Source organism: Janthinobacterium longum, assembly GCF_051380735.1.
Lineage (GTDB): Bacteria > Pseudomonadota > Gammaproteobacteria > Burkholderiales > Burkholderiaceae_D > Janthinobacterium.
Window position 1 is genome coordinate 78,026 of the sequence record NZ_JBNYXQ010000009.1, and the last position, 25,179, is coordinate 103,204.

At 60.9% G+C, this 25,179-nt stretch carries 20 protein-coding genes and 5 tRNA genes; 14 read left to right on the top strand and 11 right to left on the bottom strand.

Annotated elements, in window-relative coordinates; genetic code table 11:
* Nucleotides 1–40 precede the first annotated feature (40 nt).
* The 8 genes from ACQ4WM_RS20145 (at nucleotide 41) to ahpF (ending at nucleotide 7,932) form a co-directional block, all read left to right on the top strand.
* Complete coding sequence (locus ACQ4WM_RS20145) at nucleotides 41–1,594, top strand: sugar ABC transporter ATP-binding protein (RefSeq protein ID WP_436548436.1); 1,554 nt, start codon at nucleotides 41–43, stop codon at nucleotides 1,592–1,594.
* A gap of 19 nt (nucleotides 1,595–1,613) precedes the next feature.
* Nucleotides 1,614–2,585, top strand: a complete 972-nt coding sequence (locus ACQ4WM_RS20150; protein ID WP_436548437.1) for an ABC transporter permease — start codon at nucleotides 1,614–1,616, stop codon at nucleotides 2,583–2,585.
* Between the two features lie 10 nt (nucleotides 2,586–2,595).
* Nucleotides 2,596–3,627 carry a LacI family DNA-binding transcriptional regulator gene (locus ACQ4WM_RS20155; RefSeq protein WP_436548438.1) on the top strand — a complete coding sequence of 344 codons (1,032 nt, stop codon included), beginning with the start codon at nucleotides 2,596–2,598 and terminating at the stop codon, nucleotides 3,625–3,627.
* A 4-nt stretch (nucleotides 3,628–3,631) separates the two neighbouring features.
* Complete coding sequence (gene rbsK / locus ACQ4WM_RS20160) at nucleotides 3,632–4,543, top strand: ribokinase (protein ID WP_436548439.1); 912 nt, start codon at nucleotides 3,632–3,634, stop codon at nucleotides 4,541–4,543.
* 8 nt (nucleotides 4,544–4,551) lie between these two features.
* Nucleotides 4,552–4,944 (top strand): D-ribose pyranase, encoded by a 393-nt coding sequence (rbsD, locus tag ACQ4WM_RS20165; protein ID WP_436548440.1) that lies wholly within the window; start codon nucleotides 4,552–4,554, stop codon nucleotides 4,942–4,944.
* 184 nt (nucleotides 4,945–5,128) lie between these two features.
* Entirely contained in the window at nucleotides 5,129–5,518 is a 390-nt protein-coding gene (locus ACQ4WM_RS20170; protein WP_436548441.1) for a DUF3597 domain-containing protein, read from the top strand.
* A 156-nt stretch (nucleotides 5,519–5,674) separates the two neighbouring features.
* Entirely contained in the window at nucleotides 5,675–6,238 is a 564-nt protein-coding gene (ahpC, locus tag ACQ4WM_RS20175; RefSeq protein ID WP_436548442.1) for an alkyl hydroperoxide reductase subunit C, read from the top strand.
* A 98-nt stretch (nucleotides 6,239–6,336) separates the two neighbouring features.
* Entirely contained in the window at nucleotides 6,337–7,932 is a 1,596-nt protein-coding gene (ahpF, locus tag ACQ4WM_RS20180) for an alkyl hydroperoxide reductase subunit F (RefSeq protein WP_436548443.1), read from the top strand.
* A 59-nt stretch (nucleotides 7,933–7,991) separates the two neighbouring features.
* Here ahpF and ACQ4WM_RS20185 read toward each other — a convergent pair whose 3' ends face one another.
* From ACQ4WM_RS20185 to ACQ4WM_RS20215, 7 genes are all read right to left on the bottom strand, one after another.
* Nucleotides 7,992–8,618, bottom strand: coding sequence for an ABC transporter ATP-binding protein (locus tag ACQ4WM_RS20185; RefSeq protein WP_436548444.1), 627 nt, complete (start codon nucleotides 8,616–8,618; stop codon nucleotides 7,992–7,994).
* Nucleotides 8,609–9,706 (bottom strand): hypothetical protein, encoded by a 1,098-nt coding sequence (locus ACQ4WM_RS20190; RefSeq protein ID WP_436548445.1) that lies wholly within the window; start codon nucleotides 9,704–9,706, stop codon nucleotides 8,609–8,611. Before ACQ4WM_RS20190 ends, ACQ4WM_RS20185 begins: the two co-directional genes overlap by 10 nt.
* A 109-nt stretch (nucleotides 9,707–9,815) precedes the next feature.
* Nucleotides 9,816–9,892, bottom strand: a tRNA-Asp gene (locus tag ACQ4WM_RS20195).
* Between the two features lie 56 nt (nucleotides 9,893–9,948).
* A tRNA-Val gene (locus tag ACQ4WM_RS20200) sits at nucleotides 9,949–10,024 on the bottom strand.
* 172 nt (nucleotides 10,025–10,196) lie between these two features.
* Nucleotides 10,197–10,273: transfer RNA gene (locus ACQ4WM_RS20205), tRNA-Asp, on the bottom strand.
* Nucleotides 10,274–10,327: 54 nt separating this feature from the next.
* Nucleotides 10,328–10,403: transfer RNA gene (locus ACQ4WM_RS20210), tRNA-Val, on the bottom strand.
* Between the two features lie 103 nt (nucleotides 10,404–10,506).
* Nucleotides 10,507–12,648, bottom strand: a complete 2,142-nt coding sequence (locus tag ACQ4WM_RS20215; protein WP_436548446.1) for a S9 family peptidase — start codon at nucleotides 12,646–12,648, stop codon at nucleotides 10,507–10,509.
* 118 nt (nucleotides 12,649–12,766) lie between these two features.
* Here ACQ4WM_RS20215 and dinB point away from each other — a divergent pair, with 118 nt between their 5' ends.
* Together dinB and ACQ4WM_RS20225 are read left to right on the top strand one after the other, a co-directional pair.
* Complete coding sequence (gene dinB / locus ACQ4WM_RS20220) at nucleotides 12,767–14,008, top strand: DNA polymerase IV (protein WP_436548447.1); 1,242 nt, start codon at nucleotides 12,767–12,769, stop codon at nucleotides 14,006–14,008.
* Between the two features lie 117 nt (nucleotides 14,009–14,125).
* On the top strand, nucleotides 14,126–15,022 hold the full coding sequence (locus ACQ4WM_RS20225) for a recombination-associated protein RdgC (RefSeq protein WP_436548448.1): 897 nt from the start codon (nucleotides 14,126–14,128) through the stop codon (nucleotides 15,020–15,022).
* A 66-nt stretch (nucleotides 15,023–15,088) separates the two neighbouring features.
* On the opposite strand, the gene ACQ4WM_RS20230 is transcribed toward ACQ4WM_RS20225, so the two are convergent.
* The gene (locus ACQ4WM_RS20230) at nucleotides 15,089–15,574 is read right to left on the bottom strand and encodes an asparaginase domain-containing protein (protein WP_065306114.1); all 486 of its coding nucleotides are present in this window, start codon (nucleotides 15,572–15,574) and stop codon (nucleotides 15,089–15,091) included.
* A gap of 150 nt (nucleotides 15,575–15,724) precedes the next feature.
* Between ACQ4WM_RS20230 and ACQ4WM_RS20235 the strand changes: the two genes are divergently transcribed.
* Nucleotides 15,725–16,498 carry an L-asparaginase gene (locus ACQ4WM_RS20235; RefSeq protein WP_436548449.1) on the top strand — a complete coding sequence of 258 codons (774 nt, stop codon included), beginning with the start codon at nucleotides 15,725–15,727 and terminating at the stop codon, nucleotides 16,496–16,498.
* On the opposite strand, the gene ACQ4WM_RS20240 is transcribed toward ACQ4WM_RS20235, so the two are convergent.
* Nucleotides 16,476–17,501, bottom strand: a complete 1,026-nt coding sequence (locus ACQ4WM_RS20240; protein WP_436548450.1) for a D-2-hydroxyacid dehydrogenase family protein — start codon at nucleotides 17,499–17,501, stop codon at nucleotides 16,476–16,478. The two genes, ACQ4WM_RS20235 and ACQ4WM_RS20240, sit on opposite strands and share 23 nt — an antisense overlap.
* 303 nt (nucleotides 17,502–17,804) lie before the next feature.
* On the opposite strand from ACQ4WM_RS20240, the gene ACQ4WM_RS20245 reads away from it, so the two are divergent.
* On the top strand, nucleotides 17,805–19,676 hold the full coding sequence (locus tag ACQ4WM_RS20245; RefSeq protein ID WP_436548451.1) for a phosphoenolpyruvate carboxykinase (GTP): 1,872 nt from the start codon (nucleotides 17,805–17,807) through the stop codon (nucleotides 19,674–19,676).
* 149 nt (nucleotides 19,677–19,825) lie between these two features.
* Here the strand turns inward: ACQ4WM_RS20245 and ACQ4WM_RS20250 are convergent, their stop codons facing one another.
* Nucleotides 19,826–20,986, bottom strand: a complete 1,161-nt coding sequence (locus tag ACQ4WM_RS20250; RefSeq protein ID WP_436548452.1) for a hypothetical protein — start codon at nucleotides 20,984–20,986, stop codon at nucleotides 19,826–19,828.
* Nucleotides 20,987–21,102: 116 nt separating this feature from the next.
* Nucleotides 21,103–23,952, bottom strand: a complete 2,850-nt coding sequence (gene uvrA / locus ACQ4WM_RS20255; protein WP_436548453.1) for an excinuclease ABC subunit UvrA — start codon at nucleotides 23,950–23,952, stop codon at nucleotides 21,103–21,105.
* A gap of 378 nt (nucleotides 23,953–24,330) precedes the next feature.
* Between uvrA and ssb the strand changes: the two genes are divergently transcribed.
* Both ssb and ACQ4WM_RS20265 read left to right on the top strand, forming a co-directional pair.
* Nucleotides 24,331–24,843, top strand: coding sequence for a single-stranded DNA-binding protein (gene ssb, locus ACQ4WM_RS20260; RefSeq protein ID WP_426077953.1), 513 nt, complete (start codon nucleotides 24,331–24,333; stop codon nucleotides 24,841–24,843).
* A 257-nt stretch (nucleotides 24,844–25,100) separates the two neighbouring features.
* A tRNA-Gln gene (locus tag ACQ4WM_RS20265) sits at nucleotides 25,101–25,175 on the top strand.
* Nucleotides 25,176–25,179 lie beyond the last annotated feature (4 nt).

The following is a 25,179-nucleotide window of genomic DNA, read 5'->3' on the forward strand; positions in this document are numbered from 1 at the left end:
GCAGGCGCCAGCCCCGTTTGTCCTTTTACGCGGAGCTTTCATGCCTACCGACATCCCTGCGGCGTCCTCTGCCGCCACCCCTTTGCTCACGCTCGATAATATCGGCAAGTCCTATGTGGGGCCCGTGCTCGGTGGCGTGGCCCTGCGTTTCATTCCCGGCCAGGTACTGGCGCTGACGGGCGAAAACGGCGCTGGCAAGAGCACGCTGTCGAAGATCGTCTGCGGCTTGGAGCAAGCCACCACGGGCACTATGTTGCTCGATGGCAAACCGTACCAGCCGGCCTCGCGCGGCGCCGCCGAAGCGCTGGGCATCCGCATGGTGATGCAGGAACTCAATCTGATTCCGACCCTGTCGATCGCCGAAAACCTGTACCTGAAGAATTTGCCGCAGCGTTTCGGCTGGATCGACCGTGGCCGCCTCGAGCGCGATGCGCGCGAGCAGATGGAAAAAGTCGGCCTGGGCGCGCTCGACCCATGGACCCTGGTGGGCGAACTGGGCATCGGCCACCAGCAGATGATTGAAATCGCACGCAACCTGATCGGTACCTGCCGCTTGCTGGTGCTCGATGAGCCGACCGCCATGCTGACGCACCGCGAAGTCGAGCTGCTGTTCCTGCAGATTGAACGCCTGAAGGCCGAAGGCGTGGCCATCATCTATATTTCGCACCGCCTGGAAGAGCTCAAGCGCGTGGCCGACCGCATCGCCGTGCTGCGCGACGGCCAGCTGGTGTGCGACGATGATATCGCCGGCCATTCCGCCGCCGACCTGGTGGGCCTGATGGTGGGCCGCTCGGCTGACGACGAAATCGACCTCAGCGGGCGCACCTTAGGGGCGCCGCTGCTGCGCGTGCGTGGCCTGGCGCGTGGCAATGTGGTGCATCCCACGTCGTTCGACCTGCGCGCCGGCGAAATCCTCGGTATCGCCGGCCTGATCGGTTCGGGCCGCACGGAATTGCTGCGCCTGATCTTTGGCGCCGACCGCGCCGACGCCGGCCAGGTGTTCCTTGGTGACAGCGAAACGCCGGCCGTGCTCGGCTCGCCGCAGGCCGCCGTGAAGGCCGGCATCGCCATGATCACCGAAGACCGCAAGGGCCAGGGCCTGCTGCTGCGCCAGTCGATCGCCATCAACACCACCCTGGCTTCGCTTGACACCGTCAACCGTGGAGGCTGGATGGACCACGGCGCCGAAGCGGCCGTGGCCAACGACTATATCGGCCAGCTCGGCGTGCGTTCGCGCAACAGCCAGCAGCCGGTCGGCGAACTGTCGGGCGGCAACCAGCAAAAAGTGGTGATCGGGCGCTGGCTGTACCGCGACTGCCCCGTGATGCTGTTTGACGAGCCGACGCGCGGCATCGATATCGGTGCCAAGTTCGACATCTACCAGGTGCTGGCCGAACAGGCGCGCCAGGGCAAGGGCCTGGTCATTGTCTCGAGCGACCTGCGTGAACTGATGCTGATCTGCGACCGCATCGCCGTGATGAGCGCCGGCAAGATTGTCGACACCTTCGAGCGCGGCGCCTGGAGCCAGGACGCGCTGCTGTCGGCGGCGTTCTCCGGCTATATGAACACTCCTTCCACCCCCGCTGCGGCTTGATGCCGCCGGAAAGCTTTCCATGACGACACCTACTTCTCCTTCGTATCTGCAACGCAGCCTGGCCGACCTGAAAAACTATGCGGGCCTGATCGGCGCGCTGGTGGCCATGTGCGTGCTGTTCTCGTTTGCCAGCGAAAACTTCTTTACCCTGGCCACCCTCAGCACCCTGTCGAACAATATTCCCACCCTGGTGGTAATGGCGGTCGGCATGACGTTTATTTTGATTATCGGCGGCATCGACCTGTCGGTCGGCTCCGTGATGGCGCTGGCCGCCTCCGTCCTGTCGCTGGCGGTGGTGCACTGGGGCTGGCCCGTGTGGAGCGCGGCGCTGCTGGGCATGCTGGTGGCCGGCACCTGCGGCGCGATTACCGGCCTGATTTCGGTCGGCTGGCGCATCCCCTCGTTTATCGTCTCGCTGGGCGTGCTGGAAATGGCGCGCGGCCTGGCCTACCAGGTGACCAATTCGCGCACCGAATATATCGGCAGCGCCGTCGAAGGCATCAGCTCGCCGATCGCGTTCGGCCTGTCGCCAGCGTTTATCGCCTCGATCGCCATTGTCGTGATCGGCCATCTGGTACTGACGCGCACCGTGCTGGGCCGCCACTGGATCGGCATTGGCACCAATGAAGAAGCGGTGCGCCTGTCGGGCATCAATCCGAAGCCGTCGAAAGTGTTGGTGTTCGCACTGATGGGCCTGCTGGCCGGTGTCGGCGCCTTGTTCCAGGTATCGCGCCTGGAAGCGGCCGATCCGAACGGCGGCGTTGGCATGGAACTGCAGGTGATTGCCGCCGTGGTGATTGGCGGCACCAGCCTGATGGGTGGCCGTGGCTCCGTGATCAGCACCTTTATCGGCGTGTTGATTATTTCCGTACTGGAAGCGGGCCTGGCGCAAGTGGGCGTATCGGAACCGGTAAAGCGCATCGTCACCGGCCTGGTGATCGTCGCCGCCGTGGTACTCGACACCTATCGTCGCCGCGGCGAACGCGCTTGAATTCCAGTCCATGGCGACCATCAAACAGGTAGCGCAGGTGGCCGGGGTGTCGTTTACCACCGTCTCGCATGTGCTCAACAACACGCGCCCCGTCAGTGACGAGGCGCGTGCGGCCGTGCTGGCGGCGGTCGAGCAACTGCATTACGTGCCCAGCGCACTGGCGCGTGCGCTCAAATGCCGCAGCACCGGCACCATCGGCCTGATCATTCCCAACAATACCAATCCGTATTTTTCGGAAGTGGCGCGCGGCATCGAAGACAGCTGCTATGCGGCCGGCTACAGTGTGATCCTGTGCAATTCCGATGATGATCCGATCAAGCAGCGCGAGTATCTGAACGTGCTGCTGACCAAGCGCTGCGACGGGTTGATTCTGTCTGCCCTGGCCGATCGCGACGGCGAATTGCTGCATAAAATGAAGGTGCCGGCCGTGCTGCTCGACCGCGCGCCATGCGACCTGTCGCTCGATGCGGTGGCGGTAGACAACCGTGCTGGCGGCCTCCTGGCCGCGCGCCACCTGCTGGGCCTGGGGCGGCGTCGCATCGCCTGCATCGCTGGCCCGCGGGAGGTCGGTATTTCGAATGAACGCATCGACGGCGTGCGCAGCGCCCTGCAGGACGCCGGCGTGGTGTTCGATGCCGCACTGTGCCGCCATGGCGACTTTTCCAGCGCCGGCGGCTATGCGGCCGCTCTGGCACTGCTGGCGCTGCCTGCCACCCAGCGCCCCGACGCGCTGTTCTGCTGCAATGATTTGATGGCGTTTGGTGCCCTGCGCGCTGCTGCCGAACTGGGCATTGCCGTACCAGGCCAGCTGGCCGTGGTGGGCTTTGACGATATTGACCTGGCCAGCTTCGTGCATCCACCGTTGACCAGCGTGGCGCAAAATACGCGCGAGCTGGGCCATATCACGGCCGCCTGCCTGCTGGCGCGCATCGCCAACCCTGACCTGCCGCGCCAGCAACGCAGCGTGGCGCCCGAGCTGCATGTGCGCGGTTCGTCCGGCGACCTTGCTTTGACTTCACCTTTTACTGAACTGATGGGATGACACCATGATCGTGGTTATTGGCAGCATTAACATGGACCTGGTCTTGCGCGTGCCGCGCATGCCGCTTCCCGGCGAAACCCTGACAGGCGGCGCCTTCCGTACCATTCCCGGCGGCAAAGGCGCCAACCAGGCTGTGGCCTGCGCGCGCATGAGCGGCAAGGTTGCCGCCGGTGGCCAGCAGGTGGCGATGGTGGCCTGCGTCGGCGACGACGAATTCGGCGCCACCCTGCGCGCCGCGCTGGTGGCTGACGGCATCATCGACCGCCACTTGACGACCATGCCGGGTGTGGCCTCGGGCATCGCCTCGATCCTGGTCGACGACAACGGCCAGAACAGCATCGTGCTGGCCGGCGGCGCCAACGACTGCCTGAGCCCCGCGCATATCGATGCGGCCAAGGAACTGATCGAACAGTCCGACATCGTGGTGCTGCAACTGGAAGTGCCGATGGAGACCGTGGTGCACGCCATCAGGCTGGCGCGCTCGCTGGGCAAGACCGTGGTGCTGAACCCGGCGCCGGCCGCCCGTGTGCCCGCCGATGTGCTGGCGCTGGTGGATTATCTGATCCCGAACGAAATCGAAGCGGCCATGCTGGCTGGCGCCGGGGTCGACGCCAACGACGTGAAAGCGCTGGCCGCCGCACTGCAGAAACAGGGCAGCGACAATATCATCATCACGCTGGGCGCCAAGGGCGTGCATGCGGCGCTGTATGGCGGCGACTTTGACTTCCCCGCGCAAGCAGTGCAGGCAGTCGACACCACGGCCGCTGGCGACACCTTTATCGGCGGCTTTGTGGCCGGTCTCGCGTCCGGCCTGGACGAAGCCGAAGCGATTGCACAAGGCCAGCGTGCCGCCGCCTGGAGCGTCACCAAGCCCGGTGCGCAGACCTCGATCCCCCATTTGCACGAACTGTTTTAAGCGCTCACATGAAAAAATCACCGCTGCTCAATATCGCCCTGTCGCAACTGGTCGCCTCGCTGGGCCATGGCGACATGGTCGTTATCGGCGACGCCGGCCTGCCATCGCAGCCCGGCGTGCCCCTGATCGACCTGGCCCTGACGCATGGCATACCCGGCTTTATCGACACGGTGAAAACCGTGCTCAGTGAAATGCAGGTAGAACACCATTTCCTCGCTACCGAATTGCCGCACCATAACCCGGCGATTGCCGCGCAAGTGGCGGCGCTGGGCCTGCCGGACGCGCGCGCGCTGTCGCATGAAGAATTCAAGCAACTGAGCAAACGCGCGCGCGCCATCGTGCGCACCGGCGAATGCAGCCCGTACGCGAATGTGATCCTGGTTGCCGGCGTGGTCTTCTGACCATCATCACCTGCCTGCACCCCGCGCCGCCATGCCCATGGTGACATCTCTCCCTTGAAACCCGCGTCTCCCGCCGCCAGCTGATACCTGGCCAGCGGGACGCCGTGCGTTGTCATTCCCGGCTTATACTCGCCTGGCTGGTTCTCCAACGATACTTCCATCCACTGACCAAAGAGGTGCATACATGGGCATTTTTACCAATATCTACAACAAGATCTTTCATCATGGCGAAGCCGCCACCCCGGCCGCTCCTGCCGCTCCTGCCGCTCCTGCAGCACCGGCTGCCCCTGCGTCCGCCCCGGCTGCGCCGGCAGAAGTTGTCGACGTGGAAGCCGTGCTGACCAGCCTGGCCGAGAAAAACGCGGAAAAGCTCAACTGGCGTACGTCGATTGTCGATCTGCTGAAACTGCTGCAGCTCGACAGCAGCCTGGCCTCTCGCAAGGAACTGGCGCAGGAACTGCATTTCACGGGCGATACCAATGACTCGGCCAGCATGAACATCTGGCTGCACCGCCAGGTGATGATCAAGCTGGCCGAAAATGGCGGCAAGGTGCCGGACTCGCTGAAAAACTAAGCACTTTCAAGCCAATGGGAACTGCCTGTGATGGGGTTCTCATACTGTTACGATAGTCAAAAGCAATTGAATCTATTGTAACAATCAATTTTGAATATGAGCCAAAACCCTATACACTAGGGTCTTACTGATTCACAACCCCGAGAGGAAATGACCATGTCGATTATCAATACCCAAGTTAAACCATTCAAGGCAACCGCATACCACAACGGCAAATTCGTCGACCTGACGGAAGAGTCCCTGAAAGGCAAGTGGTCGATCTTCATGTTCTACCCAGCCGATTTCACCTTTGTTTGCCCAACCGAACTGGAAGACCTGGCCGATCACCACGCCACGTTCCAGCAAATGGGCGTCGAAGTGTATGGCGTTTCGACCGATTCGCACTTTGCGCACAAAGCATGGCACGACACCTCGGACGCGATCAAGAAAGTGCAATACGCACTGATCGGCGACCCGACCGGCACCCTGTCGCGCAACTTTGAAGTCATGATCGAAGAAGAAGGCATGGCACTGCGCGGTACCTTCGTCATCAATCCTGACGGCTTTATCAAAGTGATGGAAGTGCATGACAACGGCATCGGCCGTGACGCGTCGGAACTGCTGCGCAAAGTCAAAGCCGCACAATACGTCGCCGCTCACCCAGGCGAAGTGTGCCCAGCCAAATGGACGGAAGGCGCGTCGACCCTGACCCCATCGCTGGACCTGGTCGGCAAGATCTAAGCTTCAATGCACGACGTAGCAAACAAGTAGTTACCGCGATGCCGGACCGGGCGTCCGGCCCGGCATTCGCCTAAATATTTGTAAAAGGAAAAGTAATCATGTTAGACGCAACCCTCAAAACCCAACTTAAATCCTACCTGGAAAAAGTGGTGTATCCGCTTGAGCTGGTCGCCTCTCTCGATAACAGCGCAAAAGCTGGCGAGATGAAAGAATTGCTCCAGGAAATAGTCCTGTTGAGCGACAAAATCACGCTGGTCGAGCGCCTGGAAGCTGGCGTACGCGCCCCGTCCTTCAGCATCAACCGTGCCGGTACCGATATCGGCGTGCGTTTCGCCGGTGTGCCGATGGGCCATGAATTTACCTCGCTGGTGCTGGCGCTGCTGCAAGTGGGCGGCCACACCATCAAGTTCGACGAGGCCGTGATCGAACAGATCCGCAACCTCGACGGCGATTTTGAATTTGAAACCTTTATCTCGCTGTCCTGCCATAACTGCCCGGAAGTGGTGCAGGCCCTGAATGCCATGTCGGTGATCAACCCGCGCATCAAGGTCACCACGATTGACGGCGGCGTGTTCCCGAAAGAAGTCGAAGAACGCCAGATCATGGCCGTGCCGATGATGTTCCTGAACGGCCAGCATTTCGGCCAGGGCCGCACCAATGTCGAGGAAATCCTCGCCAAGCTCGACACCAATGCCGGCGCACGCCAGGCTGAAGCATTGAGCAAAAAAGACGTATTCGATGTGCTGATCGTCGGCGGTGGCCCTGCCGGTGCGGCAGCCGCCATCTACGCCGCTCGCAAGGGCATCAACACCGGCGTGCTGGCCGAGCGTTTCGGCGGCCAGACGCTCGACACCATGGCGATCGAGAACTTTATCTCGGTCAAGGAAACCGACGGCCCGAAATTCGCCATGGCGCTGGAGCAGCACGTCAAGACCTATGACGTCGACATCATGAATACCCAGCGCGCCGCGAAACTGACGGCCGGCAAGCTGATCGAGATTGAAACGGCCGGTGGCGCCGTCTTGAAAGCGAAGACCGTGATCCTGGCAACCGGCGCCCGCTGGCGCGAAATCAATGTGCCGGGCGAGAAGGAATACCGCAACAAGGGTGTTGCCTACTGCCCGCACTGCGACGGCCCGCTGTTCAAGGGCAAGCGCGTGGCCGTGATCGGCGGCGGTAATTCTGGCGTGGAAGCGGCAATCGACCTGGCCGGCCTGGTCAAGCACGTGACCCTGATCGAATTTGGCGCGGAACTGCGCGCCGATGCGGTGCTGCAACGCAAGCTGCGCAGCCTGGCCAACGTCACCGTGATCACCTCGGCGCAAACCACCGAGATCCACGGCGACGGCAAGATCGTCAATGGCCTCAGCTACACGGACCGCGTCAGCGGCGCGTCGAACAAGGTCGAGCTGGAAGGCGTATTCGTGCAGATCGGCCTGGTGCCGAACACCGAATGGCTGAAGGGCACGCTGGCCTTGTCGCGTCACGGCGAAATCGAAGTCGATGCGCGTGGCCAGACCTCGATCCCTGGCGTATTTGCGGCCGGCGACGTCACCACGGTGCCGTACAAGCAGATCATTATCGCCACCGGCGAAGGCGCCAAGGCAGCCTTGTCGGCCTTTGATCACCTGATCCGTTCGGGCGACGAAGAAGTGGTGGAAGAGTCGGCCTCGAAAGAAGCCATGACAGCGTAAGCTGGCGCACTTGAAAAACCGGAACCGCCGCATGGCCGTTCCGGTTTTTTTACGCCTGCCTACAGCTGCACGGTGGCCGCCAGCGGCAATTGCGGCTCCAGGTGGCTGGTCAGCACGATGCACTGGCGCGCCAGACGGGCCGGATCGGACAGGCGCTGGCGTAGATATGCCATGGCATCGGCGTCCAGCCCATTGAACGGTTCATCGATCAGCAGCAGCTTCACCGGCAACACCAGCGCCAGTGCCAGTTGCAGCTTTTTATGCTGGCCCAGCGACAGGGCGGTAACGCTTTGCCGCAAGGTCGAGCTGATGGCAAAAGCGTCCAGTTCGGCGTTCAGCAGGGCCAGCTCGCTGCCCGGATACAGGGCCAGGTGCAGGTCGAGCCATTCGTGTACTTGCAGCCAGGGCAGGGCGGGCGCGTCGCCACCGCAATAAAACGCCTGGGCGCGGTAGGCCAGCGGCATGCCGGCGCTGTCGAGTTCGTCCAGGCGTATGCTGCCCCGCGCCGGCAGCAGGGCGCCGCCCGCCAGTTTCAATAAAGTGGTTTTGCCGGCCCCATTGGCACCGCGCAACCAGGTGATGCCGGGCCCGAATCGCAGATTGCAGCGTTGGAACACACTGTGCGTGGCGAAATGAAAATCGAGCTGCTCGACATGCAGAACGGGAGAAGGCAGGTTCAATTCCATAATTCGCTTCCGATAGCGCTCAAGGCAAGGATGGACAAGGCGACCAGGGCCACGCGTGTGCGCGCCGTCAAGCGGGTCAGGCCGACAATGGCCAGTACGGCCACGCAGGCAGTGATGGCGTAGACGCTGGTCACGCGCTGCTGCAAGGCGGCGGGATTGATACAAAACAGCAAGATCGCTGCACTGAGCAGCACCGCAAAGGCGGGCAGCAGGCTGGCCGTGCAGGCCAGGCGCAGCACGGTGGCGCTGGCCAGGGGCCAGGCGTCCAGCGAAGGGCGCAGCACGGTGATCTGCTCGCGCACGGCCTTGTCGCCACGGTCCGTCACAATGATCAGGCTGGCGCTGGCCAGCAAAGCGAGCAGTGGCGCCGGCACCAGCGGCACGCGCAACAGCCAGGCCAGCATGCTGGCGAGCGCGCCGGCCAGCAGCACGCTTTGCTGGATGCCAATTACATTGTCGTTACGCCAGAAGGGCAGCCAGAACAGCTGTCGCCACAGGAATACGGCAGGCCAGCGGGGGCGGTGGTACGCATACGCTGCCAGTGTGGGCGCGCGTGTCTTTTGCGCCGGGCGTGGCGTACGCAGGCGCAGCGCCATGATGCAGCTCGACAATAGCCAGGCCAGCAGCCACGCGGTGACGGTGGCGGCGATACCGGGCGCGGCAATCGGGCGCAGCCATGGTGGCGACTGCAGCAGCCAGACGCTGGCCGAAACAAAGTAAGCGATGCCCAGCGGCAGCATCAGCAGGCCCGCGACCGCCATATCGGCTTGCCAGCGCAGGCGTGGCGGCAAGGGCAACTGGCGCAACCACGCGGCGACAGCAGCGGGCAACAATCGCTTGCGCAGCAGCCAGGCCGGCAGGCAAGTGAGCAAGGCTTGCGCACACAGCACGCCCAGCGCAGCCGGCCAGGGCAGGGTCATGGCCAGAAAGCCGGGCAGGGCGATCATGCTCAGCAGTGCCAGCAAGACGGGGCCGGCCAGAAACACGACGATTTCCATGGAACTGGCCATGCTGGCGGCAAATTGCAGCAAAGCATGGTGGCTCAGGCGCAGCCGCAGTGCAATATAGGGATGTGTGCTGCTGGGCAAGCGCATACGTGCAGAGGGGGAGTGATAGTGAGCGCTGATTCTAGTGCATTTGCTGCCCAGAAATGGGAAAAGCCCTTCGGTTCAGCGAACCAAAGGGCTTTTCTTTTATTGGCGGAGCGGACGGGACTCGAACCCGCGACCCCCGACGTGACAGGCCGGTATTCTAACCAACTGAACTACCACTCCAAGCTCGTATGATCTGTGTTGCTGATCCATGAAGCACTGGACAGTTTTCTGATTGTTGGTGGGTGCTGAGAGGCTCGAACTCCCGACCTACGCCTTGTAAGGGCGCCGCTCTACCAACTGAGCTAAGCACCCGCATACCCAGAAAACTATCCCGACGTTTGTCACCACGTCTGGAAGAGGCACTATTATAGAGGGCGGTTTCCCGGTTGTGCAACTAAAAATGCAGATTTTATTTTAGTGCCGGAGTCAGACCCCCAATGGGAAAAGCCCTTCGGTTCAGAGAACCAAAGGGCTTTTCTTTTATTGGCGGAGCGGACGGGACTCGAACCCGCGACCCCCGACGTGACAGGCCGGTATTCTAACCAACTGAACTACCACTCCAAGCTCGTATGATCTGTGTTGCTGATCCATGAAGCACTGGACAGTTTTCTGATTTGGTGGGTGCTGAGAGGCTCGAACTCCCGACCTACGCCTTGTAAGGGCGCCGCTCTACCAACTGAGCTAAGCACCCAAAGCTTGCTTGTCTCAGAAAACTATCCCGACGTTTGTCACCACGTCTGGAAGAGGCGCTATTATAGGATGGTTAAAATCGTTCTGCAAGCGCTTTTTTCAGATTATTGCGTGATACCCCATTGCGACAGCATCCAGGCCATATTGAAGGCATTTTCCTTGATGGCGTCATAGCGACCTGATGCACCACCATGGCCAGCGCCCATATTGGTTTTCAGCAGCAGTGGATTGCTGTCCGTTTTATAGGCGCGCAGCTTGGCCACATACTTGGCCGGTTCCCAGTACATCACCTGGCTGTCGTTCAGGCCGGTGGTTACCAGCATCGCCGGATACGCCTTGCGGGCGATATTGTCATACGGCGAATAGCTGAGCATGTAGTCGTAGGCGGCCTTCTGGTTCGGGTCGCCCCATTCCAGGTATTCGCCGGTGGTCAAGGGCAGGCTGGCGTCCATCATGGTGTTCATCACGTCGACAAACGGCACGGCCGCGTGCACTGCGTGGAACAGTTCCGGGCGCATATTGACGACCGCGCCCATCAGCAAGCCGCCGGCGCTGCCGCCCTGGATGATCAGGCGGTTCGGGCTGGTCCATTTTTCACGCACCAGATAATCGGCGCTGTCGATAAAGTCGTTGAAGGTGTTTTTCTTCTTCATCAGCATGCCGTCTTCATGCCAGGCTTCGCCCATGTCGGTGCCGCCACGGATATGCGCCTGGGCATACACCACGCCGCGATCGAGCAGGCTGATGCGGCTGATGGCAAAGCTCGCTTCCGTCGAGATGCCGTAGGAACCATACGAATACAGCAGCAGCGGCGCCGAGCCGTCGCGCTTGACGCCTTTCTTGTAGACGATCCACAGCGGCACTTGTACGCCGTCGCGCGCCTTGACCCACAAACGCTCGGTGGCATAGCGGCTGGCGTCATAGCCGCCGACGATTTCCTGCTGTTTCAGCACCGTGCGCTGGCCGTCCTTCATGTTGACGTCAATCACCGTCGGCGGCGTGATGGGCGACTGGTAGGACATGCGAAATTGGGTCGCATTGAATTGCGGCGTGCCGGTCGCGTTGGCAAGGTAGACCGGGTCGTCGAACTTCACCGTTTTCCACTGCTTGCTGTTGAAGTCATAAATACGGGCACGGTTCAGGGCGCGCGCTTTTTCCATGACCACCAGGTAATCCTGGAATACATCGAGCGACTTGATGACTGCGCCCTTGTCGTGCGGCACCAGGGGACGCCAGTTCTTCGGTTGTGGCGCGTTCAACGGCGCACTGACGATGCGGAAGTTTTTTGCGTCCTTGTTGGTGAGAATATACAACTGGCCATCGCGGTGCTCCACGCTGTAGCGGTGACCTTTTTCGCGTTTCAGCACCGGCGCGAAGGTGCCGTCCGGTTTGCTGGTCGGCAGCAGCAGCACTTCGGTGGTATCGGTGCTGCGCGACTCCAGTACGAAAAATTGCTGGTCGCGCGTGCGGTTGATGCCGATGGCAAACTGCTCTACCGGCTCGTGATACACCTGCTGCGGCGCACCGCCCAGGTCCAGGCGGAACAACCGGTCCGAGCGCTTGGTGGTGGCGTCTTCCTGTGCCAGCATCAGGGTGGCGTTGTTGGCCGCCCAGGCCAGCGAAGTCACGCGCGGCATGGTGTCTGCCAGCAGCTTGCCGGTTTTCAGATCCTTGACATGCAGCTGGTACTGGCGAAAGCCGGTCGTGTCGGTAGTGTAGGCCAGCAACTGTTCGTTCGGGCTGACGGCAAACGCGCGCACCGAAAAGAAGGCGTGGCCTTCGGCCAGCTGGTTCTGGTCCAGCAGGATTTCTTCTGTTACTTGCGCGTCATAGGCACCGTTGGCGCCGACCAGGCGGCGGCAGTTGATCGGATATTGCTTGCCCGCTTCGGTGCGCGTGTAATAGTAGAAGTTGCCCATGCGTACAGGCACCGACAGATCCACTTCCTGCATGCGGCCCTTGATCTCGCCAAACAGCTTGTCGGCCAGTGGCTGTATCGGGGCTGTCACGGCTGCCGTGTAGGCATTTTCCGCATTCAGGTAATCGATCACGGCGGGATCGGTCTTTTTTTGCAGCCAGCGGTAGTCGTCGGTAACGACCGTGCCGTGGCGGGTTTCCTGCCAGGCAGACTTGGCGGCGACAGGTGCGTCGGCCGCCATCGCCAGTGGCGCCAGGGTAGACAGCAGCAGGGCCGGCAGGCTGATGGCCAGGCGGACGGTTTGGAAATAGCGTGATGTACGAGACAAGGCAACTCCTTTGTAGTGTTGTGGCAAGATTCTATTCTTGCTACTCAGAAAAGCAACCGCTGATCTTGCTGGTCCGTTTCAACTTGCGAGAATTGCCGTTTCGGGTAATACTGTATGCATGACCAGTATTTTGCCGCTACCGTGCTGCGGCAAGCCCAACCGCCGCGAGGTGTCCTTGACCGCATCCATTTGCCCATCGCCTGAAACACCCGCTGCGCGCCGTTGGATCGCTCACCTGGACATGGACGCCTTTTTCGCCTCCGTGGAACTGCTGAAGTATCCTGAATTGCGCGGCGAAGCCGTCGTTATCGGCGGCGGTCGTTTGCAGCAGCCCGTGTTTCAGCCGGACGGCACGCGCCAGTTCGCCCGCATGCGCGACTATGTGGGGCGCGGCGTGGTCACCACCTCGACCTACGCGGCGCGCGCGTTTGGCGTGTTTTCGGCGATGGGCATCATGAAAGCGGCCAAGCTGGCGCCCGACGCCATCTTGCTGCCGGCTGACTTCGAAGCGTATCGCGAGTATTCGGCCCGCTTCAAGCAGGCAGTGGCGAACCTGGCGCCGGTGATCCAGAACGTCGGCATCGATGAAATCTATATCGACCTGACCGAACATGGCGAGGACGCGCCGGCGTTTGCCGCCAGGCTGAAAGCGGCCGTGTTCGAAGCCACCGGCCTGTCGTGCTCGATCGGCCTGGCGCCGAACAAACTGCTGGCAAAAATCTGCTCCGACCTGGAAAAGCCCGATGGGCTGACGATCTTGCATCCGCAAGATATCGCCACGCGCGTGTGGCCCTTGCCGGCAAAGAAAATCAACGGCATCGGCCCGAAAGCCACCGCCAAGCTCGAAGCGATGGGCATAGTCACCATCGGCGAACTGGCCCAGGCGGACGTTGCCATGCTGCACACCCAGTTCGGCGATGTCTATACGGGTTGGCTGCACCAGGCGGCGCTGGGCATCGATGACCGTCCGGTGCAGACCAGCCGCGAAACCAAGTCGGTCAGCCGCGAAACCACCTTCGAGCGCGACCTGCAGGTGGTGCGCGACCGCGCCGTGCTGTCGGAAAAACTGGAAAGCCTGTGTACGCGGGTGGCCGGCGACCTCGACAAACACGCGCTGGCCGGGCGTACAGTGGGCATCAAATTGCGCTTCGAAGACTTCAGTACCGTCACGCGCGATATCACCTTGCCCAGCGCCACGGCAGACGCGGCGGCGATCCTGCGCGCCACCCGCGACTGCCTGCGGCGGGTGCCGTTTGAAAAGAAAATCCGCCTGCTGGGGGTGCGCATTTCCACCCTGTGCGACCCGTCCCAGGCAAGCCGGCAGGCACCGGTCCAGGCCGAGCTGTTCCCCGCCCTGTAGCCATTCAAAACCCTGTTTAAAGCATCGCGCCAGTCCACGCTATTGACGGCAGGAACGTGTCGAAAGTGTAGAATGGCGTCCTATCAGATCCAACGAAACAACCGGAAGACAAAAACTATGTGGTTCAAGAATCTTCAGATTTACCGCCTGCCCGCACCGTGGGCTTACACGCCAGAACAGCTGGAAGAGGCTCTGTCCTCGAACAAATTTACGCCGGCCACCAGCATGGACCTGATGCGCCAGGGCTGGGATACGCCGCGCCCGAATGGCGGCCTGGTACACGTGGTCAACAAACAGATGCTGATCCTGCTGGGTACGGAAAAGAAACTGCTGCCTGCCACCGTCATCAACCAGGTCGCCAAGGCCCGCGCCGCTGAAATGGAAGAGGCGCAAGGTTTTGCACCGGGCAAGAAAGCCATGAAAGAACTGAAAGAGCGCGTGGCCGACGAACTGCTGCCGCGCGCCTTCAGCATCCGCAGCAATGTGTGGACCTGGATCGACCCGGTCAATGGCTGGCTGGTGGTCGATGCGGCCAGCCCGGCGAAAGCCGATGAAGTGATCAAGCTGTTGCTCAAAGCCGTCGACAAATTGCCGCTGGAAAGCCTGCGCGTGCAGCGCTCGCCGGTGGCGGTGATGACGGAGTGGCTGCAGGCCGACGATGCGCCGGCCGGCTTTACGGTCGACATGGACACGGAACTGCGCGCCACCGGCGAAAGCAAAGCCACCGTGCGCTATGTGCGCCACACACTGGAAGCGGACGATCTGCGCCGCCATATCGCGGCCGGCAAGCAGTGCACGCGCCTGGCCATGACGTGGAACGACAAAATCTCGTTCGTGCTGACCGAATCGCTGGCCATCAAGAGCATCAAGCCGCTCGACGTGATCAAGGAAACCGAATCGAGCACCAAGAACGACGAAGAACGTTTCGACGGCGACATGATGCTGATGACGGGTGAATTGTCCAAGCTGATGGCCGACGTGGTCGAGGCACTGGGCGGCGAAGCAAAGGCGTAAGCATTGCTGTTAACCTTGCCGTAAAAAAGGAGCTGCGGCTCCTTTTTGCATGGCGCCAGCGCGTTGCTACAAAGGCTGGAACACGCCGGCGGCGCGGTTTTTCTGCACATTGTCCCAGGCAAAGATCTGCCCGTTCATCGCCACGTAGACACCGGGCGGCAGGGCTTGCGCCACGCCGCAGGCAAAGCCCAGGTTGAACAGGGCGTCGGAGTTGGCGATTTCATACGGAATCATGGCACCCGTCAGGATAATGGTCTGCTGCAACTGCGCCGCGCCCAGTACCTGTGCCGTTTCGCGCATGGTGTCGGTGCCGTGGATGATGACAATGGCTTTTTCGTGCGCCGCGCGGCACGAGGCCAGCACGCGCTGGCGGTCGGCATCCTGCATGTCGAGCGAGTCGAGCAGCGGCAGTTGCTCCAGCGCTACCGGCGCCGTCATGCGCGCACGGGCGATGGCGGCCGGCAAATGACTGTCGGAAAAACCCAGGGTGCCGTTCAATTCGTTGTAATGCTTGTCGAAAGTGCCGCCGGTGGCGAGGATGCGCAAGGTCATGATGTGCTCACGATGTCAGTGGAGAATGACGCGCATGATAGCCTGAATGGCGATGCATGGGCCAGCAAGCTTGTTGAGCCGCATCTGGAAAATTCGGCCATCTGTGAGTACACTGGCTTCTTTGTTCCTGCTCCGGCTTGCTGATTCCCCATGAAAGCGCTCGCTCCCGGCACCGTCATTTTTCATCGCCATCGCGGTTATGGCGTGATCACGTCCGTCAACTTGCTGACCGGCTGGATCGCTGCGCGCTTTGGCAGCGAGTCGCGCACGCTGGACCTGAACCTGTCCACCGATGATGTCGAATTTGCCGATGGCGAAGCGATCCGCTTTCGCCGCGCGCCGCCCGACCGCATGCCGCATGCACGGCTGATGGCGATGGTGCGCGAGCTGCACCGGGCCGGTTATCAAAAACTGTATCTGTATTCCTGGCCGAAACCGTCGGGCCTGCACTGGCGCTGGCATTTGTTTACCGGCCCGCGCAACTGGCTGCAGCGGCCGTGGCGCGAAGGCTGGTATGGCTCGGGCGCCGACTACAACGTCAATCCCGTGATGGGCTGGGGCGATACGCCGGGCGCCACCACCGCCGAACTGGTCGACGCGCTGGCGCGCTTCGATCCGCAAGGGCTGGCCCAGGCGCTGGGCCGCGACGAAGACCATGCGGCCTGGTTCGCGCAGGTCTGCGACGCCCTGCTGCCCAACTATATGTACAGCCTGGACATGCCGCGCGAACCGGGCGCCCCCTTGCCCGAGATGCCGCCGGTACCGGTGATTGCCGTGCGCGCCGGCTTGCCCGCTTACGCTGGCCCGGTAATCGCCTGGCCACCGGGCTGGGACGGCCTGTGGTCGCGTTCGCACGTGCTGCCGGCCCCTGCCATCAGCATCACGGGCGAGCCGGATTTGCTCAAGGGTTTCCAGCGTTCCTGAAAGCAAGCTGGCGCGCGTGCGCCAGCACCTCGGGGTTCAGCAGGCGCGTGCATTGCCCACGTTCATAGTCGACGATATTTTGCAGCGCATAGCTGAAATACAGTTCATAGCCGTCACGCTCGACGTAGCCCAGGTGTGGCGTAGCCAGCACATTGGGCAGTTGCAGCAGCGGCGACGCTGGCGGCAAGGGCTCGTCGGTAAATACGTCGAGCGCGGCCGCGCCCGGGCGCCCTTGCGGCAAGGCCGCTTCGAGCGCACCATCGGCCACCAGTTCGGCGCGGCTGGTATTGACGAACAGCGACGTCGGCTTCATGCGCGCCAGGTCCTGCGCCGTGACCAGGCCCCGCGTCTTGTCGGACAGGCGCAGGTGCAGGCTCAGTACATCGGCCTGCGCAAAAAAGTCCTCGCGCGAGTCTGCCGCCGCATCGCCAGCCGCTACCGCCGCCGCGCGGCTTGCATCGCTGCCCCAAACCAGCACCCGCATGCCAAACGCGCGACCGTAGCCTGCCACCAGCTGGCCGATCTTGCCATAGCCCCAGATACCGAGGGTGCGGCCCTTGAGCGCCGTGCCCAGGGTGTTCTGCGCCGGTTCCAGCGAGGCCATCTGCCACAAGCCCTCTTTCAGGTTCTGTGCGTACGGCACGATCTTGCGCTGCGCCGCCATGATCAGGGCCCAGGTCAGTTCGGCCGGCGCCGTCGGCGAGCCCACGCCTTCGGCAATCGCAATGCCCAGTTCGGTAGCGGCGGCCACATCCACGTGGCCGCTGACCTTGCCCGTTTGCGACAACAGCTTCAGATTGGGCAGCTTGGCCAGCAGCGCACGATTGAAATTGCTGCGCTCGCGTATCAGCACCAGTGCGTCGAACGGTGCCAGGCGGATCGCCAGTTGGCCCAGGCCGCGTGCCGTGTTGCTGAACACTTTGACGTCGTGGCCTGCGGTTAATTTGAAACAATCGAGGCCGCGCACGGCATCCTGATAATCATCGAGTATGGCAATTTTCATGGAAGTTGACCGATCTTAATGTGGATTTGGTAGGGAAATAACAGGATACGGGCAATGCTGAATAGCCTACTACATTAGTCGGGCTATTTTCCTACATTTTTGCGAGAATAGCGGTTTTACGGGTGTACAATCGCCGACACTTTGCAGCATTCTGGTGCATGCACCGCGCGCCACCAGGCGCAAATACCTGCCGCCGGCGCCTCGCGCTGCGGCCGGCAAAACAACCAAACAGCCAGCGTGTACGCACCGCGGCACGGTTGTCTGCCTGAACGACCAGAATTCTTAATTGGTATTGGAGGTAATATGAATCAGCCCGTCATGGGTGGCGTTGCTACACTCAACGTCCCAGCTTATATTAAACAACAGAAACTGATCAACTGGGTGGCAGAGATTGCCGCGCTGACCAAGCCTGATCGCATCTACTGGTGCGACGGTTCGCAGGAAGAGTACGAGCGCCTGTGTGCCGAGATGGTCGCCAGCGGCACCATGAAAAAACTGAACGCCGACAAGCGCCCGAACTCCTACCTGGCTTGCTCCGACCCGAGCGACGTGGCCCGTGTCGAAGACCGTACCTATATCTGTTCGGCAAAAAAAGAAGCGGCCGGCCCGACCAATAACTGGACCGAACCGGGCGAGATGCGCAACACGCTCAACGGCTTGTTCGACGGCTGCATGCAGGGCCGTACCATGTACGTGGTGCCGTTCTCGATGGGCCCGCTCGGTTCGCCGATCGCGCATATCGGCGTGGAACTGTCCGATTCGCCGTATGTTGCCGTCAACATGAAAATCATGACCCGCATGGGCCGCGCCGTCTACGATGTGCTCGGTACCGATGGCGAGTTCGTGCCGTGCGTGCACAGCGTGGGCGCGCCGCTGGCCGCCGGCCAGGCCGACGTCAAATGGCCATGCAACAGCACCAAATACATCGTGCACTTCCCGGAAACGCGCGAAATCTGGTCCTTTGGCTCGGGCTACGGCGGCAACGCCCTGCTGGGCAAGAAATGTTTCGCCCTGCGCATCGCCTCGAACATGGGCTACCAGGAAGCGCAAGCGTCCGCAGACGCGCCGGGCTGGCTGGCCGAACACATGCTGATCCTCGGCGTCGAGTCGCCGGAAGGCAAGAAGCACTACGTGGCGGCAGCCTTCCCGTCGGCCTGCGGCAAGACCAACTTTGCCATGCTGATACCACCGGCCAGTTTCAAGGGCTGGAAAGTGACCACCATCGGCGACGATATCGCCTGGATCAAACCCGGTGCCGATGGCCGCCTGTACGCCATCAATCCGGAAGCGGGTTACTTTGGCGTGGCGCCCGGCACCAATGAAAAAACCAATTTCAACTGCATGGCCTCGATGCGTGAAAACACCATCTTCACCAACGTCGCGCTGACCGACGACGGCGACGTCTGGTGGGAAGGCTTGACGAAGGAAGCGCCAAGTCACCTGATCGACTGGCAAGGCAAGGACTGGACGCCGGCATCCGGCACCAAGGCTGCCCATCCGAATGCCCGCTTTACTGTTGCAGCGACACAAAACCCGGTGATCGACGCCGCCTGGGACGACCCGGCCGGCGTGCCGATTTCGGCCTTCATCTTCGGTGGCCGCCGTTCGACCACCGTGCCTTTGGTCACCGAAGCGCGCAACTGGGTCGAGGGCGTGTACATGGCCGCCACCATGGGTTCCGAAACCACCGCCGCCGCCGTGGGCCAGATGGGCGTGGTGCGCCGCGATCCATTTGCCATGTTGCCATTTATCGGCTATAACATGAGCGACTATTTCCAGCACTGGCTGGACATGGGCGTGAAAGTGGGCAAGGTCAACCCGGCCGCGCTGCCGAAGATCTATTGCGTCAACTGGTTCCGTACCGACGAAGCGGGCAAATTCGTCTGGCCTGGCTTTGGCGACAATATGCGCGTGCTGAAATGGATGCTGGAACGCATCGACGGCAAGACCGGCGGCGTGGAAAACCTGTTCGGCACCACGCCCGAATATGGCGACCTGAACTGGGACGGCCTGCCGTTCACGCAAGAGCAATTCGACACCATCACCTCGATCGACAAGTCGGCGTGGGTAGAAGAATTGAAATTGCACACGGAACTGTTTGAAAAGCTGGCATATCATCTGCCGCAGGAACTGGCAGACAACAAGGCAGCGCTGGAACAGCGCCTGGCCAGCTAAGAGTTTGATGGTTTAGTGGGGGGAGACGCACGCTGGCAAAGACCGGCGTGTGATACAAAGACACGCCGGCAATGACTGGCGTGCTGAAAAGGGAAACGGCGCGGATTGCATGAGCAATACGCGCCGTTTTTTATTGCAGGCTGTGGGGGCTATCCAGCCTTGGATGGAACAAAATAGATCGGGTAAACCTCGTCCAGCATGTTGGGGCATTGTCCTGGCTTTTCTGCAGGAAACGTAATGGTGAGTGGCGCCGTTTCATGCAGCCTGTCCTCCACTTCCAGCATGCCCGCATAGGCTTTGACCTGGCGTGGTGCAGGTGCCTGGCAATCGCCGAGGGCAAGCTCCCTTCCATTGCCGTGAAAGCTGCCCCCATGGGGAATCGTGGTGCAGACGGTGGGCAGGTAGTGGAACGGGGTATATCGTCCGACTGGCGTGAATTGCCGCCGATCTGCCTGCTGCAATTTGTGCTGCATGAAGTACAGCAGCTGCGGCCGGTATGGCTCATACGCCGTCGGCAGCGTCAGGCGCAATGGCTGGACGGCCATGGTCGCCGGCTTGCCGCAAGTGCCTGCGTTTGCGACCAGCAGCTTTTCGCGTCTGGCTGAGCCATCTGTGCGTACGGTGAACGCCGCATCGCCGTCGATGTCCATAGACCTGATGCCCATGCGAAGCTCGGCCTTCAGGCGCCGCTTGCCTTCGCGATATTCAATTTCGTATACTCTGTCAGGCTTGAATCCTTCACGTGCCTCGACGCGGTACAGCCCGGCGGCCGCATTGACCTCTTCACTGATATCGAGTAAGCCATGTTGTGAGGCAAATCGCTTGACTCTGTCGCTGTACTCATCCTGTTCCCGCCCGGCCCCGCCGGTCTTTAGTGACTCCAGCGTACGGCACATAGCCTTGCTGGTGTTGGCCGGCTTGCTGCATTGCCGCATTTCCGGACTGCCGAGGAAAAAGCCTTCCCATTGCGTACCCATCTGTTTCTCCACCTGCAGTCTTACCAGTTGCGGGGACAGGCTGCGGCCCGTATCGCGTTCGCGGATACGAAATCGTTTTGCCGACAAGGGTACCGGAGGATGGACGATGAAATAGCCTTCGTCGTCGCCGACCACAAACTCAGGATAGCGCTCAAAAAGAAATAGTACGCCGCGTGCATTCGCAGGCAGAGTGATCGACGCAGGATGCCTTATGGTTGCTGGCTCAAGATGCAGGAACTCACCAAGTTCCTCAGGCGGACAGAAGCAGGCCAGCACCGTGCCAGGCAGCAACATTGATGCCAGCGCCATATGGTGGCGCATCAGCTTGAACAAGGACAGGTTATTGCGTGGCATGCATATATAAAAGACCAGTCGTAAGAAAACAGTTTCCCATAGAAAAATCCCCCGGGCAAGACAACTGGCCGCGGGATCATGGTAGCAAGCGGAACTTACTGTTTCAGCAGCGGCCCCAGGTATTTACCCGTCACGCTGGCTGGATTCTGCGCCACGTCTTCCGGCGTACCGGTGGCGATGATCTGTCCGCCGCCGGCGCCGCCTTCGGGGCCCAAGTCGACGATCCAGTCGGCCGTCTTGATCACGTCCAGATTGTGCTCGATGATCACCAAAGTATTGCCCTGGTCGCGCAGGCGGTGTATCACTTTCATCAGCAGGTCGATATCGTGGAAGTGCAGGCCGGTGGTCGGCTCGTCCAGGATATACAGGGTGCGGCCGGTGTCGCGCTTGGACAGTTCCAGCGACAGTTTCACGCGCTGCGCCTCGCCGCCCGACAGGGTGGTGGCGCTCTGGCCCAGCTTGATGTAGCCCAGGCCCACGTCCAGCAGGGTCTGCAGCTTGCGCGCGATCAGCGGCACCGGCTTGAAGAATTCATGCGCCTCTTCCACCGTCATGCCCAGCACTTCGGTGATGTTCTTGCCCTTGTATTGCACTTCCAGCGTTTCGCGGTTGTAGCGCTTGCCGTGGCAGACATCGCACGGCACATAGACGTCCGGCAGGAAGTGCATCTCGACCTTGATCACGCCATCGCCCTGGCACGCTTCGCAGCGCCCGCCCTTGACGTTGAACGAGAAGCGGCCCGCGCTGTAGCCGCGCTCCTTGGCCGTCGGCACAGTCGAGAACAGATCGCGGATCGGCGTAAACAAGCCCGTGTAGGTGGCGGGATTCGAACGCGGCGTGCGCCCGATCGGCGCCTGGTCGACCGAAATGACCTTGTCGAAATGCTCGAGGCCACTGATCGAATCGTGCGGCGCCGGTTCCGTTTGCGAGCCGTACAAATGGCGCGACAGGGCAGGGTACAAGGTATCGTTTACCAGCGACGATTTGCCCGAACCCGATACGCCCGTTACGCAGGTCATCAGCCCCACCGGCAGGCTCAGCGACACCTTTTTCAGGTTGTTGCCGGTCGCGCCAGTAATCACCAGCTGCTTTTCCGGATTGCTTTCATGACGTTTTTTCGGCACGGCGATTTTCAGCTTGCCGTTCAGGTACTGCGCCGTCAGCGACTTCTTGTTCTTCAGAATGTCTTTCAACGTGCCTTCGGCGATGATCTCGCCGCCGTGCACGCCGGCGCCCACGCCCATGTCGACGATATAGTCGGCGGTGCGGATCGCGTCTTCGTCATGCTCGACCACCAGCACGCTGTTGCCGATATCGCGCAAGTGTTTCAGCGTTTCGATCAGGCGGTCGTTGTCGCGCTGGTGCAGGCCGATCGAGGGTTCATCGAGTACATACATCACGCCCGTCAGGCCCGAACCGATCTGCGACGCCAGGCGAATCCGCTGCGCTTCGCCGCCCGACAAGGTATCGGCGCTGCGGTCGAGCGACAGGTAATCGAGGCCCACATTGTTGAGGAACTTCAGGCGCGAAATGATCTCCTTCACCACGCGGTCGGCGATCTCTTTCTTGGCGCCCGTCAGTTTCAGTTTTTCAAAGAAATCGAGCGTCTCGCGCAGCGGTTTTTCCGCCACTTCATAGATCGCGCGCTGCTGCTTGCCGGTACCGACCTTCACATGGCGCGCTTCCACGCGCAGGCGCGCGCCTTCGCAGGACGGGCAGCATTTTTCATTGATGAACTTGGCCAGTTCTTCCTTGACCGCCATCGAATCGGTTTCGCGGTAGCGGCGCGACAGATTGTTGACCACGCCTTCAAACGTGTGTTCCTTGACCACCGTGCGGCCGCGCTCGTTCACATAGCTGAATGGAATCGACTGCTTGCCCGAGCCGTACAGCACGGCTTGCTGGGCGTTCAGTTCCAGCTGCTCGAACGGCAGGTCCAGGTCAAACTCGTAAAAGTCGGCCAGGTTCGACAACATCTGGAAGTAAAACTGGTTGCGGCGATCCCAGCCCTTGACGGCACCCGAGGCCAGCGACAGGTTCGGGAACGCGACGATGCGTTTCGGGTCAAAGAATTCAATATGACCGAGACCATCGCATTCCGGGCAGGCGCCCATCGGGTTGTTGAACGAGAACAGCCGTGGTTCGAGTTCCTGCAGCGAATAGCCGCACTCGTTGCAGGCGAACTTGTTCGAGAATACCTGCTCTTGCGCGGTATCCATTTCGTAGGCCACGGCGCGGCCATCGGCCAGGCGCAGGGCGGTCTCGAAACTTTCCGCCAGGCGCTGCTTGATGTCCTGGTTGACCTTCACCCGGTCGATCACCACGTCGATCGTGTGCTTTTCGGTTTTCTTCAGTTTCGGCAGGTCGTCGACCTCATAGATCTTCGCCTCGTGCGTGCCGCTCTGCACGCGAAAACGCACGAAGCCCTGCGCCTGCATCTGCTCGAACAGATCCACATGTTCGCCCTTGCGGTTGGCCACCACCGGCGCCAGTATCATCAGCTTGGTGTCTTCCGGCATGGCCAGCACGGCGTCGACCATTTGCGACACGGTCTGCGCGGCCAGCGCGTGTTCCGGATGGTTGATGCAATACGGCGTGCCGACGCGCGCATACAGCAGGCGCAGATAATCGTGGATTTCCGTCACCGTGCCCACGGTGGAGCGCGGGTTGTGCGAGGTCGCTTTTTGTTCGATGGAAATCGCCGGCGACAGGCCTTCGATCAGGTCGACGTCCGGTTTTTCCATCAGTTGCAGGAACTGGCGCGCATAGGCCGACAGCGACTCAACATAGCGACGCTGGCCTTCAGCGTACAGGGTGTCAAAGGCCAGCGAGGACTTGCCGGAACCGGACAGGCCGGTAATCACGATCAGCTTGTTGCGCGGCAAATCGAGATTGATATTCTTGAGGTTATGCGTGCGAGCACCGCGAATGCGGATCTGTTCCATGTGATTAGCCTTGCTTTCAGTGGGATGCGGTGGACACGTGGCGACCGGGATGGGGCGACAACGGCCAATTTGTTACTATAGCCGGGTTTTGTTGCGCACGCCTGAGGCCGTGCCTGGCGGATTTTGCCGCCTGGCCGGCGTGTGCGGACAAAGGTTGATGCAGATGCGTACAGCCGTTTTAATACTGTATATAATACCAGTATTCAAGTTTCTTGTTTTCACCGCTGCTGAAAAAAACGGGACCGTGCCACACCGCTGCATGGCACCTTGCACGTGCCTCAATACAAGTCGCCTTGTGCTTTGGAGTCGCTTATAATCGTCGTTTAGTAAAAAATCCAACGCGCGGCACCTCCCGCAGCAGTTCAACAGGAGTTATTCATGGCATCAGTCAACAAAGTCATTATCGTCGGCAATCTGGGCCGCGACCCGGAAATCCGCTACATGCCTAGCGGCGACGCGATCGCCAATATCGCCGTGGCCACTTCGTACAAATCGAAGGACCGCAACACGGGCGAACAAAAAGAGTTGACCGAATGGCACCGCATCTCGTTCTTCGGCCGCCTCGCTGAAATCGTCGGCCAATACCTGAAAAAAGGTTCCTCTGTCTACGTCGAAGGCCGCCTGCAAACCCGTAAATACACGGATAAAGATGGCGTCGAGAAATACGCTACCGACATCATCGCGGAAAACATGCAAATGCTGGGCGGCCGTTCCGGCATGGGTGGCGACGCCGGCGGTGGCGACGACAGCTATGGTGGCAACAGCGGTGGCTACGACGCCCCGGCCCCACGCCAGGCCCCAGCCCCGCGTCCAGCCCCGGCACCGGCACCACGCCCGGCACCGAAGCCAGCGCCGAACTTCTCGGATATGGATGACGATATTCCGTTCTAATGGAAGACATTTAAAAGTGTAAACAACTCAAAGCCTCGCCATGATTGGTGAGGCTTTTTTATTGTTCTGACCCGTGCGGTAACAGGTTGACACTTTTCCGAGCAAGCGATGATGAGGGCTTGGTTTCCGGAACGGAAGTGTCCAGCCTGACAAAAGATTTTAGATCGCTGGGCCGGGAAGCGCGTACGTGTTCACGGATGTTGTGAGACATGCAAGTTGCTCATTCTTCTATTTTTCTGTACGCTGCAGCAGACAATTTCGGGGTAGTTCAGTGGAAGAACGCTCGGCTCTGAACCGAGATGGCGCTGGTTCGATTCCAGCCCCCGAACCCAGGCA